Source organism: Frankia sp. AgB32 (genome assembly GCF_023243045.1).
Taxonomy (GTDB): domain Bacteria; phylum Actinomycetota; class Actinomycetes; order Frankiales; family Frankiaceae; genus Frankia.
On record NZ_JALKFX010000003.1, the window covers coordinates 43,611 to 58,667 of the forward strand.

The 15,057-nt window shown below is 71.2% G+C and carries 18 protein-coding genes and 1 tRNA gene; 11 read left to right on the plus strand and 8 right to left on the minus strand.

The window, feature by feature from the left end; all coding sequences use genetic code 11:
- Positions 1 to 79 precede the first annotated feature (79 nt).
- Positions 80 to 571: a thioredoxin-dependent thiol peroxidase gene (gene bcp, locus MXD60_RS01705; protein ID WP_248816994.1), complete on the plus strand. Its 492-nt coding sequence runs from the start codon at positions 80 to 82 to the stop codon at positions 569 to 571.
- 58 nt (positions 572 to 629) lie between these two features.
- On the opposite strand, the gene MXD60_RS01710 is transcribed toward bcp, so the two are convergent.
- The gene (locus MXD60_RS01710) at positions 630 to 1,076 is read right to left on the minus strand and encodes a hypothetical protein (RefSeq protein WP_248816995.1); all 447 of its coding nucleotides are present in this window, start codon (positions 1,074 to 1,076) and stop codon (positions 630 to 632) included.
- A 312-nt stretch (positions 1,077 to 1,388) separates the two neighbouring features.
- Between MXD60_RS01710 and MXD60_RS01715 the strand changes: the two genes are divergently transcribed.
- A tRNA-Leu gene (locus tag MXD60_RS01715) sits at positions 1,389 to 1,469 on the plus strand.
- A 389-nt stretch (positions 1,470 to 1,858) separates the two neighbouring features.
- Here the strand turns inward: MXD60_RS01715 and MXD60_RS01720 are convergent.
- Entirely contained in the window at positions 1,859 to 2,296 is a 438-nt protein-coding gene (locus MXD60_RS01720) for a winged helix-turn-helix transcriptional regulator (RefSeq protein ID WP_248816996.1), read from the minus strand.
- A gap of 135 nt (positions 2,297 to 2,431) precedes the next feature.
- Between MXD60_RS01720 and MXD60_RS01725 the strand changes: the two genes are divergently transcribed.
- The 9 genes from MXD60_RS01725 (at position 2,432) to rdgB (ending at position 10,729) form a co-directional block, all read left to right on the plus strand.
- A complete protein-coding gene (locus MXD60_RS01725; protein WP_248816997.1) occupies positions 2,432 to 3,640 on the plus strand; it encodes a 4Fe-4S binding protein in 1,209 nt (402 codons plus the stop codon).
- 124 nt (positions 3,641 to 3,764) lie between these two features.
- Positions 3,765 to 4,430 carry a cutinase family protein gene (locus MXD60_RS01730; RefSeq protein ID WP_248816999.1) on the plus strand — a complete coding sequence of 222 codons (666 nt, stop codon included), beginning with the start codon at positions 3,765 to 3,767 and terminating at the stop codon, positions 4,428 to 4,430.
- A 129-nt stretch (positions 4,431 to 4,559) separates the two neighbouring features.
- Positions 4,560 to 5,069: an NUDIX hydrolase gene (locus MXD60_RS01735; protein ID WP_248817001.1), complete on the plus strand. Its 510-nt coding sequence runs from the start codon at positions 4,560 to 4,562 to the stop codon at positions 5,067 to 5,069.
- A 74-nt stretch (positions 5,070 to 5,143) separates the two neighbouring features.
- Positions 5,144 to 6,016, plus strand: a complete 873-nt coding sequence (locus MXD60_RS01740; protein ID WP_248817003.1) for an NAD(P)-dependent oxidoreductase — start codon at positions 5,144 to 5,146, stop codon at positions 6,014 to 6,016.
- 55 nt (positions 6,017 to 6,071) lie between these two features.
- Positions 6,072 to 6,518: a DUF3307 domain-containing protein gene (locus MXD60_RS01745; protein WP_248817005.1), complete on the plus strand. Its 447-nt coding sequence runs from the start codon at positions 6,072 to 6,074 to the stop codon at positions 6,516 to 6,518.
- A 1,103-nt stretch (positions 6,519 to 7,621) separates the two neighbouring features.
- Positions 7,622 to 8,530, plus strand: coding sequence for a glutamate racemase (murI, locus tag MXD60_RS01750; RefSeq protein ID WP_248817007.1), 909 nt, complete (start codon positions 7,622 to 7,624; stop codon positions 8,528 to 8,530).
- Complete coding sequence (locus tag MXD60_RS01755; protein ID WP_248817009.1) at positions 8,527 to 9,273, plus strand: MBL fold metallo-hydrolase; 747 nt, start codon at positions 8,527 to 8,529, stop codon at positions 9,271 to 9,273. The genes murI and MXD60_RS01755 overlap by 4 nt, the downstream gene beginning before the upstream one ends.
- 98 nt (positions 9,274 to 9,371) lie before the next feature.
- A complete protein-coding gene (rph, locus tag MXD60_RS01760; RefSeq protein ID WP_248817010.1) occupies positions 9,372 to 10,115 on the plus strand; it encodes a ribonuclease PH in 744 nt (247 codons plus the stop codon).
- Positions 10,112 to 10,729: an RdgB/HAM1 family non-canonical purine NTP pyrophosphatase gene (rdgB, locus tag MXD60_RS01765; RefSeq protein WP_248817012.1), complete on the plus strand. Its 618-nt coding sequence runs from the start codon at positions 10,112 to 10,114 to the stop codon at positions 10,727 to 10,729. Before rph ends, rdgB begins: the two co-directional genes overlap by 4 nt.
- An 81-nt stretch (positions 10,730 to 10,810) precedes the next feature.
- On the opposite strand, the gene MXD60_RS01770 is transcribed toward rdgB, so the two are convergent.
- The 6 genes from MXD60_RS01770 to MXD60_RS01795 form a co-directional block, all read right to left on the minus strand.
- Positions 10,811 to 11,758, minus strand: coding sequence for a PLP-dependent cysteine synthase family protein (locus MXD60_RS01770; protein ID WP_248817014.1), 948 nt, complete (start codon positions 11,756 to 11,758; stop codon positions 10,811 to 10,813).
- Positions 11,759 to 11,779: 21 nt separating this feature from the next.
- The gene (locus MXD60_RS01775; protein ID WP_248817016.1) at positions 11,780 to 12,079 is read right to left on the minus strand and encodes a MoaD/ThiS family protein; all 300 of its coding nucleotides are present in this window, start codon (positions 12,077 to 12,079) and stop codon (positions 11,780 to 11,782) included.
- A gap of 195 nt (positions 12,080 to 12,274) precedes the next feature.
- Entirely contained in the window at positions 12,275 to 12,679 is a 405-nt protein-coding gene (locus MXD60_RS01780) for a M67 family metallopeptidase (protein WP_248817018.1), read from the minus strand.
- A gap of 55 nt (positions 12,680 to 12,734) precedes the next feature.
- Positions 12,735 to 13,274, minus strand: coding sequence for a DUF2017 domain-containing protein (locus MXD60_RS01785; protein ID WP_248817021.1), 540 nt, complete (start codon positions 13,272 to 13,274; stop codon positions 12,735 to 12,737).
- Positions 13,275 to 14,000: 726 nt separating this feature from the next.
- Positions 14,001 to 14,291, minus strand: a complete 291-nt coding sequence (gene clpS, locus MXD60_RS01790) for an ATP-dependent Clp protease adapter ClpS (RefSeq protein ID WP_308222335.1) — start codon at positions 14,289 to 14,291, stop codon at positions 14,001 to 14,003.
- Between the two features lie 38 nt (positions 14,292 to 14,329).
- Complete coding sequence (locus MXD60_RS01795; protein WP_248817023.1) at positions 14,330 to 15,016, minus strand: NUDIX hydrolase; 687 nt, start codon at positions 15,014 to 15,016, stop codon at positions 14,330 to 14,332.
- Positions 15,017 to 15,057 lie beyond the last annotated feature (41 nt).

Below are 15,057 nucleotides of genomic sequence, written 5' to 3' on the forward strand. Positions count from 1 at the left end.
GCTGACCCCGCCGCGCGGGACGGCCGACCACGCACCCAGGTTTGCCGTCCCGCGACGGTCAGGACTAGCTTGTCAGCCCATGACTGAGACTGCCGGCGCCGCCCGTCTCGCCCCCGGCGACCCCGCGCCCACGTTCACCCTGCCCGACGCCGACGGCAACGAGATCTCGCTGGCGTCGTTCAAGGGCCGCCGCGTGGTCGTGTACTTCTACCCGGCCGCGTCCACGCCCGGCTGCACCAAGCAGGCCTGCGACTTCCGCGACAGCCTCGCGCAGCTGAACGACGCCGGTATCGACGTGCTCGGCATCTCCCCCGACAAGCCGGCGAAGCTGGCGAAGTTCCGGGACTCCGAGGCGCTGACGTTCCCGCTGCTGTCCGACCCGGACCGCGCGGTGCTGCGGGCGTACGGCGCGTTCGGCGAGAAGACGATGTACGGCAAGAAGACCGTCGGCGTGATCCGCTCGACGTTCGTGATCGACGCGGACGGCGCGATCGAGGTCGCCCAGTACAACGTGCGCGCCACCGGCCACGTCGCCAAGCTCCTGCGCGACCTGGATCTCGCCACCGCCTGACCCGCCGGGGCCGCGCCTGGCTGTCGAGGCACGGCCAGGCCGTTGGCGACCACGGCGATCAGCTCGCGGGGCGCAGGTCCCAGCGCAGCAGCACGTTCCCCGGCTGGCCCGGGTCGACGAGCACCGGGATGCGCCGCGGCCGGCCCGACGAGCTGACGGCCACCGTTTCGAGGTCGACGTTCGAGTCGGGCACCACCGCGCTGCGGACCACCAGGTACGTGTCCCCGCTCGCCCGGCGAACGAGCAGGCGCATCTCGGCGACGGCCCGCCCGTTCACCCGCGCCCCGGTGTCCCGCAGCGCGTCGACGGTGGCGGTGGTCGCCAGACCACCGTGGATGAGCGTCAGCGCCTCGTTCCGTTCGAGCAACGCCCGCTCGGCGGCGGTGGCGTCCTCGGTGGAGCCGTCTCGCTCAGTGGGGATGGCGCGGCCGGTGGAAGCAGCGGGCCCGGTGGGGGTGACAGCGCCCGCGGGCTTGTCCGGCTCCCGGACCTCCAGGTTTGTCATGTGCGTCGTCTCCAAGTCGTCCTCGCGCGTTTCGGCGCGGGCACCAGCCTGCCGCCGGCGGCCCGTCCGTGCGGGTCGGGCTGCCGACAACGGAACCGCCATGCCTGTCGGTTGGGCGACCGCCGGGTCGACGAGGCGGCGCGGCACGAACACTGCGACGCGTTCCTACGTGTCCGGTTCCCGACTCCTCAAACCCCAAGGGACAAACTAGAACACATATGACCAATCCGACGTCACAGCGTCACCACCGCTCAACGCTTCGGAGAACCTCCCAGCCCCGCCCACCGCACCCCTCGCTACGCTGGAGGCCACGCGGGAGTGGCGGAATGGCAGACGCAGCAGGTTTAGGTCCTGCCGCCCTAGGGCGTGGGGGTTCAAATCCCCCCTCCCGCACCCCCTGCAATTCGGCCCGTTTCCCTTGTGTCGCAGTGGGTTTCGCCCCCTGATGGCCCGGTCGTGGGCGGCCAGCGACGGCCATGTGCGGCCATCGTTGACCAGGGTCCGTGACCGAGTCGTGTCCGAGGACTGCCTCATGATCATCTTTTCGGCGTAGCCAGGAACCTGGCGCGGTCGTGCGCATACCGGCCGCCTACACACTCCGCGTACTCCGTCATCAACATGTGAACCGGCGCGAGACCGCAGCCGGCGCGCCGGGCCGCCGTCGAGATCCGTCCAGACGTACTGCTCGGGATCAGAGCAGCCGGAGCCGAACCCGCAACTGCATGGCGGCCTGCCCAGCTCGGCGGAACTACAGGACGGCGCGCGCCCGGCGCCGCGAACCGTCAACGCACCGTGCCGAGGCGCAGCAGCCGGATCGAGTCGGCGGTCACCGGGGTGTGGCAGTGCGCGCAGGCGAGCTCCGGGTGCAGCTCGGCGCCGCAGTCGTGGACCCACCTCGTCGGTCCGGGACCCTCGGTGACGTACCGGTCGCCCCACTCCATCAGCGCGAGCAGGACCGGGGCCAGCGCCCGGCCGGCCTCGGTGGGGACGTACTCGTGGCGCGGCGGGCGCTGTTCGTACTGCTCCCGGGTGAGCACGCCATGGTCGACGAGGGCGCGCAGGCGCGCCGCGAGGATGTCGCGGCTGGCGCCGGTGTTGCGGGCGATCTGGTCGAACCGGCGCTCGCCGAGCAGCACTTCGCGCAGCACGAGCAGACTCCACCGCTCGCCGATGACGGCCAGCGCGTTCGCGATCGAGCATTCCCGCCCGGCACCCGCCATGGCTCGCACCTCCTCCGCCACGCGCTGCCGCGCAGGTTAGTCCGGATATCCAACCTACGGTTGACCCTGCTACGGCGGCACCTCGATAGTCAGTTGGATATTCCAACTAACTGAGTCTCCGACGGGAGCAGGCGCATGGACAAGCGGGGCGAGCAGAACGACGGAAACGAGCGGGACGAGCAGGACGGCCCGGGCGGGCGAGGCGGGCGAGGCGGGCGAGGCGGGCGAGGCGGGCGTCGAGGGTCGGGGCCGTTGCCGGCGCGACTGTCCGCCCATCCGTCGGTCCGCGCGGTGCTGGCCCGCCGGTCCCCAGACGCCGGCGACGACGCGGCGAAGCGGCGGCCCGAGGTGATCGACGCCGGCTGGTTGCGGGAGGTCGCGCTGCGCGCCGGCGCGGACGACGTGGCCGCGGTGCCACTGGACCGCCCCGGGCTCGAGTCCGAGCGGCCGCACGTCGAGCGGGCGCTACCCGGGACGCGCAGCCTCGTCTGCCTGGTCGTGCGGATGAACCGGGACAACGTGCGCTCCCCGGAACGCAGCGTCGCCAACCAGGAGTTCCACCAGAGCGGCGAGCTCCTCAACGCGGCCGCGCGCCGGATCGTCCGGGCACTGCAGGACGCCGGCCACCGGGCGATCAACCCGTCGGCGACCTTCCCCATGGAGATGGACCGCTACCCGGGCCGGATCTGGGTCGTCGCGCACAAGACCGTCGCCGTCGCCGCCGGGCTCGGCGCGATCGGCCTGCACCGCAACGTCATCCACCCGCGGTTCGGCAACTTCGTCCTGCTCGCCACCCTTCTCGTCGATGCCGAGGTCAGCGAGCACGGCGAGCCGATCGATTACAACCCGTGCGTGGAGTGCAAGCTGTGCGTCGCGGCCTGCCCGGTCGGCGCGATCGCCAAGGACGGCGCCTTCGACCACCTGGCCTGCTTCACGCACAACTACCGCGAGTTCATGGGCGGCTTCACCGACTGGGCCGAGACCATCGCGGACAGCGCGGACGGCGCGGACTTCCGGGCGCGGGTCAGCGACGCGGAGAACTCGTCGATGTGGCAGAGCCTGTCGTTCCGGGCCAACTACAAGGCCGCGTACTGCATGGCGGTGTGCCCGGCCGGCGAGGACGTCCTCGAGCCGTACCTCACCGATCGCCAGGAGTTCATGGCCCAGGTGCTGCGCCCGCTGCAGGACAAGGTCGAGCCGCTCTACGTCACCGCCGGCTCGCCGGCCGCCGCCTACGCCCGCCGCCGCTTCCCGCACAAGGAGCTCCGGCTCGTGGGCGACGCCGGCCGCTCGCGCCGCCCGGGCGACCACGGCGACCAGGACACCTGGCACCTTCGTGGGTGAACACGATGCAACCCTTACCCAGAATTAGTACGGACAGATACGTACATATCGCATCGCAAGGGAATATGGGATGTACCCGACCAGCACGGTGATGCTGGCCTGAAATCGAGGAGCAAATTTCCCCGTGAAGGTTCTCGACACCTGGCGAAAGCGCGCCATCGCCGCCACGACGGCCGCTTTGGCCTGCCTCGGCGGCGGCCTCTTCGTCACCGCCGGAACGGCATATGCGGCGACCTGTTCGGACGCCGACGTGGCTTTCGTCCGCGGCAGCACGGAGCTTCCCGGCCCGGGGCTCGTGGGCACCCCGTTCACCAACGCGGTGATGCAGAACCTGCCCGGAAGGACCGTGACCACCTACGGGGTTGACCACGCCGCGAACATCCAGCAGACCTCGGCCGGACCTGGCGCCACGGACATGACCCGCCACGTGACATCGGTGGCCGCCACCTGCCCCAACACCAAGTTCATGCTGGGCGGACACACCCAGGGCGCCAGCGTCACCGACATCTCGATCGGCATTCCCACCTTCCTCGGCACCGGCGCGAGGATCCCGACCAACCTGGCATCGCGCGTCTCGGCGGTCGTGGTTTTCGGACATCCGCTGGCGCTCACCGGCGGAAAAATCACCTCAGCCAGCCAGCTTTACGGTCCGAAGGCCAAGGAGTTCTGCGAGCCGGGTGACCCGGTGTGCGCCAACCGATTCAACGGCATCGCACATCTGCTGCACGCCTTCGACGGCAGCGCCACGGACGGCGGCAGGTTCGCGGCGAGCAAGGTGCTCGGCCAGTGACGAACGCCGAGTGACTCTCACCCAGTGACGGCCGCACCTCCGGCGCACTGAAGGCAACCCGGATAGTTCGAGAACGGACGAGCTACCCGGGTTTGGCGTGCCGCAAGTAAAAAGCCCTAGAATGCGCGCATGAGCACCGAGAACGCGGAGAACGCGGACCGCCGCCCGGTCCGCAAGGGCTCCGGCAGCGGCCGACTCACCTGTCTCGGGCCGGTACCGGACCCGCCGATCGATCGGGTGACCAGCGCGGCGGCGGTAGTGATCACCGACTACGGCCGGCTTGTCCTCGCGGAGCTCGACCGCGGCCCGGACATCCCCGGCGGCCATGTGCGGCGCGACGAGAACTCGGTGGACGAGACGGTCCGGCGGGAGGCATGGGAGGAGATCCGCGCCCGGCTCGGTGAGCTGCGCCCCGTCGAGGTCATCGAGTCGGACCACTTCGGCCCGGACGACCTCACCTACATGGTGATCCGGGCCGCCCGGGTCACCGAGCTCGCCCCGTGGGTGACAACCCACGAGTCCGCCGGTCGGCTGGTCATCCCGCCGGAGGACTTCCTCCGGCGTTACCGCGGGAACGACCCCGCGCTGATGCGCCACCTCGTCACCGCCGCCCTCGCCGTCGTGGCGGCCCGTCCCTGATCAGCGGTGCGCCTACGATAGGTAATCGTATGATCGCTTGGCGACGATTCCCTGGCTGCGACGGGAGCACCACCATGACGATCGGATTCATCGGCCTGGGTGGGATGGGCGCGGCGATCGCCCGCAACCTGTTGGACGCCGGCCACGAGCTGCTGGTCTGGAACCGCTCCCCCGAGCCCATCGCCCGGCTGGCCGACCTCGGCGCCGTCCCGGCCAGCATCGGCGAGGCGTTCGCCACCGGTGTCGTGCTCAGCATGCTCGCCGACGACAACGCCGTGACCGAGCGTCTGCTGGACCCCGCGGTGCTCGAGGCAGCGCCAGCCGGTGCCCTGCACGTGAACATGGCGACGATCAGCCCCGCCCTCGCCGCGCGGGCCGCCGCCGCGCACGCCGACCATGGCCTGCGCTACCTCGCCGCGCCGGTCTTCGGCCGCACCGACGCGGCCGCCGCCGGCAACCTCACCATCGTCACCGCCGGCGACGCCGCCGCCATCGCCGAGGTGCGGCCGCTGTTCGACGTGGCCGGCCGGCGCACCTGGACCGTCGGCGACCGGCCCGAGCAGGCGAACCTGGTGAAGATCTTCGGCAACTACCTCATCGCGTGTTCCATCGAGGCGATGGCCGAGGCGACCACGGTGATCGAGGCCGACGGGCTCGATCCGACGATGTTCATCGAGGTGCTGACGGAGGGCCTGTTCACCGGCCCCGTCTTCGCCGGCTACGGCGGCATGATCGGGCGGCGGAACTACGAGCCGGTGAACTTCCGGCTGCCCCTGGGCTTCAAGGACGTCCAGCTGGCGCTCAGCGCCGGGCAGGAACGCAACGTGCCGCTGCCGTTCGGCTCGGTCCTGCGCGATGCCTTCGTCGACGCCCTGGCCCACGGGCAGGCGGAGCAGGACTGGGCGGCGGTGGCCGAGACCGCGCGGCGCCGCGCCGGCCTCGCCTGAGCAGAAGCCGTCCCAGGATGCGGTGTCCCACCGCACCGCGCCGCAGGCTGATCGCATGACCCATCCCGTCGGCCTGACCGTGGCCGTGACGTTCGCGGTGTTGGTGGTGACCCTGAGCCTGGGCCACAAGCTCGCCGACCACGTGCTGGGTCAGACCGACGCCCAGGCCCGGCTGAAGGCCGCGCCGGGGCGGGCGGGCTGGGCGGCGCTGGCGCGGCATCTGGTCGCGTACCACGCGGTGCTCGTCACCATGGTCGCGGTCGCGCTGGGCGCACTGGGTCTGTCACTGTCCGTCCTCGGCGCCGCCGCGGGGCTGACCGTGTCGGTGTTCAGCCACGCGCTGTGGGACCGGCGCCGGGCCGTGCGCTGGTTGCTGGTCCGCACGGGCAGTGGGGACTTCGCCGACCTCGCCGATCACGGACTCAACGGCATGTACCTGGCCGACCAGTCCCTGCACGGCGCCTCGCTGTGGCTCGCGGCGCTGGTGGCCGTGCTGCTCTGAACCGGCCGTGCTGCTCTGCACCGGCCGTGCTGCTCTGCACCGGCCTGTCGTGCGGTGCTGAACTAGCCGTGCCGTGCCGTGCCTGGCCAGGAGAGCTGGCGGCGAACTACCTGCTCGGCCGGGCGCGCGACCACTGGGGGCCGCGGCCGCGGGGAGCGACGCTCCACGAGATGTTGTCGTCGCCGCCGGAGCCCTCCCAGCGGTCGTCGTCGGCGCTGTCCGCACCGTCGGGACCGGCATAGTCCCAACTCGAGGACCATTCGTCCGCATTCGGATCGGCGGGCGCATCGGCACCCGACCAGTCAGTCCCGCTCCGGACGAAGCCGATCGGGCGGCCAACCTGCGGATTCACGAGCCAGGCAGTGATGGTTACCCCCACGAGGACGGGATGGACGTGGACCGGCATCGGGCCGCGGTGCCCGGGGCCACCCGGGTACCAGGCGGCCCACTCTCCAATAGCGCCGGTACCTTCATACCGCCGACGCCCCGCCGACAACCTCGATCGACGCCAACCTGACAGTGGGCGAGACCGGTTTGGCGGCCCTCATCCCGCTTGTCGACCCGCCTGCGCGTCCGTGACTAGCCCGGACGCGCCGCCGACGGCCTGGCAGCCGGCTGCGGCCCCCTGGCCCGACGGTGCCAGCCGGGACACCCGCATGGATGACCCGACCGGACGCCGCCGAGACCGAGGAGCGACTGGGCATCGCGAGTCGGGGACGGATGGCGACCCGGACACCACAGCCGCATCTTCAACCTACCTGTTCGATAGCTTGTAGTCACTGATCGATTACAGGCAGTTCTAGCGTACACCCTGTTTGCGCGCCCTGAGCCTGTATGCCGCCGCTCTCAGTTCGGCCACTTCGTGGACACCACGGGATCTTCGTGAGCCTTCGGTCGGCGATGGCCCGACCACACATCGTCCGGACCCGGCGCATCCCGCGACGACCAACACGTGACGACCGGCGGTCGAGCCGGCCAGGTACTACGCAAAGCAGGCAGATCGGTAGTACTGGCGACTTGTGGCCAGTGTCCGGCATTGGACAAAGGTTTCGTGATGACAGCCACAGGGTGAGCAGCGGGTTTCCGGCTTAGTCTGATCGCTCATGAGCGGCGCGCCAGTAGGGGTGTTCGACAGCGGAGTAGGCGGACTGACGGTCGCCCGCGCGATTCTCGACCAGCTTCCGCACGAACCCCTCCTCTATCTCGGTGACACCGGGCGAGCACCATACGGACCGCGCCCGATCGCCGAAGTGCGGCGTTTTGCTCTTGAATGCCTCGATCGTCTGGTCGCGGAGGGGGTGAAACTGCTCGTCATCGCCTGCAACACCGCCAGCGCCGCGTGCCTGCGCGATGCCCGGGAGCGCTACGACGTCCCCGTCGTCGAAGTGATCATGCCGGCCACCCGGCGCGCGGCGGCCGCCACCCGCAGTGGCCGCGTCGGCGTCATCGGGACGGTGGCCACGATCGGCAGCCGCGCCTACGAGGACGCCTTCACCGCCGCCTCCGGAGTGAGTCTCACCACCGTGGCCTGTCCGGCGTTCGTGGACTTCGTGGAGCGGGGTATCACCTCGGGACGCCAGCTGTTGGGACTGGCAGAGGCCTACCTCGCACCGTTGCAGGAAGCCGGGGTTGACACGGTCATTCTTGGATGTACGCATTATCCTCTGTTGACCGGCGTCATCGGCCTCGTGATGGGAGAGGGCGTGACGCTGGTGAGCAGCGCTGAGGAGACCGCGAAGGACACCTACCGGGTACTGGCGCGGGACAGCCTGTTCCGGGACCCCGCGCTCGCGCCACCCAGCCACCAGTTCCTGATAACGGGTGATCCCGCTCTGTTCACTCGGGTGGGGCGCAGGTTCCTCGGCCCCGAACTTGCCCGGGTCTCGCCGGTGGCGGCCCACGCGGCGCCGGCCGGTTCCCCGACCCCAGCCGTCTGGCCCGCTCGATCCGCGGCGGACCCTGTCCCTCACCCGCAAGATCCCGACCAGCAGAGCCCGGTGGTGCCACGGTGAAACTGACGATTCTCGGCTGTTCCGGCACATACCCCGGCCCGGCCTCCGCCTGCTCGTCCTACCTGGTGGAGTCCGAGGGTTTCCGGCTCGTCGTCGACGCGGGCAACGGTTCGATGGGTGAGCTGCAGCGCCACTGCGACCTGCGCGACATCGACGCAGTCCTGCTCAGTCACCTGCACGGCGACCACTGCCTGGACCTGGTGGCGAACTCCTACGCGCGGCGCTACCACCCCGAGGGCATGCCGCCCAAGCTCCCGGTCTACGGGCCGATCAACACCCAGGAGCGGCTGTGCGGCGCCTTCGAGAAGTGGCCGGAGGACAGCCTGGCGGACATCTACGACTTCCGTACCATCGGCGCCGGCTGCCTGCACCTGGGACCGTTCCGCATCGACCTGACCCGGGTCGCCCATCCCATCGAGGCCTACGGCGCGCGTATCACCGCTGGCGACCGGGTGCTCACGTACTCGGGTGACACCGGGGCGTGCGAACGGCTTGTCCGGCTCGCCCAGGACAGCGACCTGTTCCTCTGCGAAGCGTCCTTCCTCGACTACGAGGACAATCCCCCCGATCTGCACCTCACCGGCCGGGAGGCCGGCGAGCACGCGCGCCGCGCCGACGTCGGCCACCTCGTCCTGACCCATCTCGTCCCCTGGGGCAACGCCGTCCGCTCGGAGGAGGAGGCCGCCGGCGCGTTCGACAGCCAGCTGACCATCGCCACCCCGGGCGCGGTCTTCGAGGTGTGACTCTGCCAGCCGGACGTGGACCAGCCGGACGTGGACCAGCCGGACGTGGACCAGCCGGACGTGGACCAGCCGTCGGGGACGGCCGATAGGGTCGCGGGGTGACACGAGTCGATGGCAGAAAGCCGGACGAACTGCGGCCGGTGACGATCCAGCGGGGCTGGCAGGAGCACGCCGAGGGATCCGCGCTGATCAGCGCGGGGCGGACCAGGGTGCTGTGCGCCGCGTCCGTGACCACCGGGGTCCCGCGTTGGCGCAAGGGCAGCGGCCTCGGGTGGGTGACCGCCGAGTACTCCATGCTGCCGCGGGCCACGAACACCCGCAACGACCGCGAGTCCGTGCGCGGCAAGGTCGGCGGGCGCACCCACGAGATCTCCCGGCTGATCGGGCGCAGCCTGCGGGCCTGCATCGACCTCAAGGCGCTCGGTGAGAACACCATCGCCATCGACTGCGACGTGCTGCTCGCCGACGGCGGCACCCGCACCGCCGCGATCACCGGCGCCTACGTCGCGCTCGTCGACGCCACCCGCTGGCTGAACCGGCCCGCCGCGATCACCACCAGCATCGCCGCGGTCAGCGTCGGCGTCGTCGGTGGCGAGCCGATGCTCGACCTCGCCTACACCGAGGACTCCACCGCCGACACCGACATGAACGTCGTGTGCACCGGCGCGGACGGCTTCGTGGAGGTGCAGGGCACCGCCGAGGGCGCCCCGTTCGACCGGATGATGCTCGAGCGCCTGCTCGACCTCGCCGTGCACGGCTGTGCCCAGCTCACCGCCATCCAGGTCGAGGCCCTGCGCGGCCCGGCACCGGCCGGCCCGCCCCGCGCGGAGGGGGCCCGGTGAGCACGGCGAAGATCGTCCTCGCCACCCGCAACGAGGCCAAGCTCACCGAGCTGCGCCGCATCCTGGCCGCCAGCGACCTCGCGATCGAGCTGGTCGGCCTGCCGGACGGCGAGGAGGTGGCCGAGACCGGCACCACCTTCGCGGAGAACGCCCTGATCAAGGCGCGGGCGGCCGTCGAGGCGACCGGGCTGCCCGCGGTGGCCGACGACTCCGGCCTCGCCGTCGACGAGCTCGCCGGGATGCCCGGCATCCGCTCGGCGCGCTGGTCGGGCCGCCGCGACGGCACCCGCGAGCAGCGCGACGAGGCGAACAACGCCCTACTGCTCGCCCAGCTCGACGACGTGCCCGCCGAGCGCCGGGGCGCGGCGTTCGTCTGCGCCGTCGCCCTGGTCACCCCGGAAGGGGTCGAACGGGTCGCCCATGGCAAGCTGCGCGGCGCGCTGCTGAACGCGCCGCGCGGGCAGAACGGCTTCGGCTACGACCCGCTGTTCCTCGCGGACGGCCAGACCGGCACCAACGCGGAACTGACCGCGGCCGAGAAGGACGCGATCAGCCACCGCGGCCGCGCCTTCCGCGAGCTCGCCGTCGTCATCGGCCAGGTCCTCGTCCCCTGAGAACCTGGCCGGCGCCCCGGCCGGCAGCCGGCGAACTGTGCCCCCGGGAAGCTGTACCCCGGGAAACCGCCCCCCGGGAAGCTATGCCCAGAGCTGGCCTTCGAGGGCGGCCTCCGCCTCCTCGAGGGTGCCCGCGTAGGCGCCGGTGGACAGGTACTTCCAGCCACCGTCGCAGACGATGAGGGCGATCTCCGCCGGCCGCCCGTCGCGGACGGCCCGCTCCGCCAGCCCCATCGCGGCGTGCAGGATCGCGCCGGTGGAGATCCCCGCGAAGATGCCCTCCTCCTGGACAAGCTCGCGGGTGCGCCGCAGCGCCTCCCGCGGGCCGACCGAGTAGCGCGACGTCAGCACCGCCGGGTCGTACAGCTCGGGCACGAAGCCCTCGTCGATGTTGCGCAGGCCGTAGACGAGCTCGCCGTAACGCGGCTCGGCGGCGACGATCGAGATCCCGGGCACCCGCTCCCGCAGGAAGCGGCCGGTGCCCATGAGCGTCCCGGTGGTGCCGAGGCCGGCGACGAAGTGGGTGATGTTCGGCAGGTCGTCGAGAATCTCCGGGCCGGTGGTCTCGTAATGGGCCTGGGCGTTGGCCGGGTTGCCGTACTGGTAGAGCATCACCCAGTCCGGGTTCTCGGCGGCCAGGCGCTTCGCGACGGCGACCGCCTCGTTCGACCCCCCGGCCGCCGGCGAGTACCTGATCTCGGCGCCCCACATCTGCAGGAGCTGGCGGCGCTCGATCGAGGTGTTCTCCGGCATCACGCAGACCAGCCGGTAGCCCCGCTGGCGGCACACCATCGCCAGCGAGATCCCGGTGTTGCCCGAGGTGGGCTCGAGCACGGTCGCCCCGGGGGTGAGCACGCCCCGCTTCTCGCCGTCAGCGATCATCCACAGCGCCGCCCGGTCCTTGATGGAACCGGTCGGGTTGTCCTGTTCGAGTTTCGCCCACAGCCGGACCTCCGGCGACGGGGACAGCCGCGGAAGCCCGACCAGCGGGGTCCGGCCGACCGAGTCGGCCAGGGAGTCGAATCGCATGCGTCGGACCTGCCGCTTCTTTCAGACCCGGGCGTCGGCGCTACCACCGGCGACCGCGGGCAGGATGGTGACCTCGTCGCCGTCGCCCAGCTTGGCGTCGAGGCCGCCGAGGAAACGCACATCTTCGTCGTTGATGTAGATGTTGACGAAGCGGTGCAGCTCGGTGCCGTCGTCGCCGGTCACCAGCCGGCCGCGCAGGCCGTCGTAGCGGCTGTCGAGGTCGAGAAAGAGGGCGGCGACCGTGTCACCGGTGCCCTCGACCAGCTTCGCGCCTCCCGTATAGGTACGCAGGATCGTCGGCACACGGACCTGGACTGCCATTGGTGCTCCTTTCAAGGATGCCGCCGGTCAGGTCTGACCGGCGCACTGCCCGGCTGGGCGGAGTGGTGCGGCACGCGAGACGATGGTGGCGGATACCGGGCCCGCATGCCCAGGATGCCCCGCGGCGAGGCAGCTGTCCGGCCATCGGCCGGGCGGGCCTGCCGCGGCTCCGCCGAGCTGCAACGCCCCTGGAGGTCAGACGATTTCCACCGGCTCCTCGGTGACCGCTCCGTCGACGATCCGGAACGACCGGAACTCGGTGCTGTCGGGTTCCCGGGTGGAGGCCAGCACGTAGTGGGCGCCCGGCTCGCCGGCGAGCGAGATGTCCGTACGGGAGGGATAGGCCTCCGTAGCGGTGTGCGAGTGGTAGATCACGACGGGCTCCTCGTCGCGGTCGTCCATCTCCCGCCACACGCGCAGCTGCTCGGTCGCGTCGAAGCGGTAGAAGGTCGGCGAGCGCTCGGCGTTCTCCATCGCGATGAACCGCTCCGGCCGGTCCGAGCCGGCCGGGCCGGCGACGACGCCACACGCCTCGTCGGGGTGGTCACGGCGGGCATGGGCGACGATCGCCTCGTAGCAGGCACGGTCGATACGCAGCACAGGCACACCGTACGACGCGGACAGGCGGATCCGGGCGGCTCTTTCGAGACGGCCGTCAGTCCAGGGCCCGGGTGAGGTCGTCCAGCAGCTCGGTCAGGAAGGCGTACACCGCCACCAGCGGGCGGCGTGGGTCGTCGGGCTCGAGATGTTCGAGCTCGGTGGTCGAGTCGTCGTCGGTGAGCGCGAGCCGGGTACCGAGGACGAGACGCAGGTCGTTCAGGGTGGTCAGCCAGTCCTGGGCCGCGGCCTCGTCGAGCACGCGCGCCCGGCCCGGGGCGGGCACGGCGGCCAGGACCCGGCGGGCGGCCTCCCGCTTGCGGGCCAGCAGGTCGTCGGTCCGACGGCGGCGGAAGTCACCGGAGGCCATCGGATCGTCGGGATACGGGTCCGGTAGCAGCCGGGCCAGGGCCGGGTCGTCCGGCGGCGGAGGCGCGGTGTCGCGCAGCCCGACCAACGCCTCCAGCGGGTCCTCGACCGGCGGCGCCTCGAGCAGCGCGTCGATCTGGCCGACCAGTTCGGACAGCAGCGTCGCCTCGAGCTCGGGCAGCCTCAGCTCGATCCCGGCACGGGTGCGACGGAAACCGTCAGCGGCCACGTCCTCGCGTCCTTCCTCGCTGGGACATACCCCGCCGCAGACCCATGCCCCGCTGGGACACACGGCGGCAGGCATGCCGGTCGCGGGGCGACCGCCGCCAGCCTAGTGCAGTCGGTGGCCGACGCCCCGACACCATCCGGGCCCCAAATGCGGAGAGTAGCCAATCGGCCCGGCGACGACGGCCGGAGCGCGGGGCCGACTACCCCCCTTTGGGGGTGACAGGGTGCCTACCCCCCCCGAAAGGGGTGGCACCACGGAACTAGAAAAACCGAGATGCCCTCACCACACAGCATTACCTCACGAACATCACGGATAACCATACGTGACCAAGGTCGACTCGTCGAGGGCCGCCAGCCGAAATCCCGGAATATTCCACCGCACCAGTCGAATCAGTCGGCGAGCCGCGCAAAACCAGCCACCATTCACCAGCGCCAGCCCATCGCCGGTCCCACAACAGAAGTACACTCGGTCACCGGACGATAAACAGGCGTCGCCAGCGGCATGACAACGGCCCGCGGAACAGCCAAGAAAACACCGGCCCGGAAACCCCGGGAAAGCCTTTCCGTACCCGCCACCGAAACGACCGGCGGAACAGCGCCAGTCGCCTGCGCTCAATGCGGCGCGGCGGGGGGCGGACGATTCCGGCGAGTGCGGGTCAGGTCGTGTCCGGCCGATCATGGTAGGGGCATCCGGACACCGAGCCCCCAAAGCGACCAGATCAACCTGCTAGTCCTGGGCGATGGTGGCCCACAGGCCGTAGGCATGCAGCCGCTCGGCATCGGCCTCCATCTCCTCCCGGGTCCCGGTCGCGACCGAGGCTCGGCCCTTGTGATGGACGTCGAGCATGAGCTCGGTGGCCTTCGGCTTGCTGTAGCCGAACAGCTTCTGGAACACGTAGGTCACGTAGGACATGAGGTTGATCGGGTCGTTCCAGACGATCGTGACCCAGGGCCGATCGTCGTCGACGGCCTCGTCGACCTCCTCCACGTCGAGGGGCGACACCGATGCGACAGACACGAGACCCATTGTTGCGCGTCCGCCGCCCGGCAACGCAGTCAGACGGACCGGCGCAGCAGCGGCGGGTGCAGCGCGGTGGCCGGACCCCGCCGGTACAGCTCGGCCGGCCGGCCACCACCGCGCGGCGGGGTCCGCCGGCCCAGCGGCACGACGAAGCCGGGGGTGGACAGCACCTTGCGGCGGAAGTTCGGCGCGTCCAGCGCCACCCCCCACGCGGCCTCGTAGACCCGCCGCAGGTCGGCGAGGGTGAACTGGACCTCGCAGAACGCCGCGGCGAGCGGCGTGTACTCGAGCTTCGCCCGCGCCCGCTCCACGCCGTCCGCGACGATCCGCCGCTGGTCGACGGCGACGCCCTCGCCGTCCGGCGCGGTCGGCTCCTCGACCGGCCACCATCGCGGCAGCGGGCCGGGCCGGCTCGGCGGCGGCGGCAGGTTCGGCAGCAGGGCCAGGTAGGCGACACTGACGCCGGGTGCCCGCGCGCCCTGCCAGGGCCCCCCGTAGGTCCGGAGCTGTTCCAGATGGCCCGTGGCCGTGACGCCGGTCTCCGCCGCGAGCTGGCGCGCGGCGCAGGTGTCGAGGTCCTGGTCACCGTCGACGAAGCCACCGGGCAGCGCCCAGTCCAGCGGTGACGGGTCGTCGTCCCGGCGGACCACCAGCACCCGCAGCCGGCCGGCGCGCAGCGTCAGCAGGACGAGGTCCACGGTCACGGCGACGACGGGCGGCACACCTCCAGTCTGGCCATCGCGACCGGCTCCGGAGCCGGCGG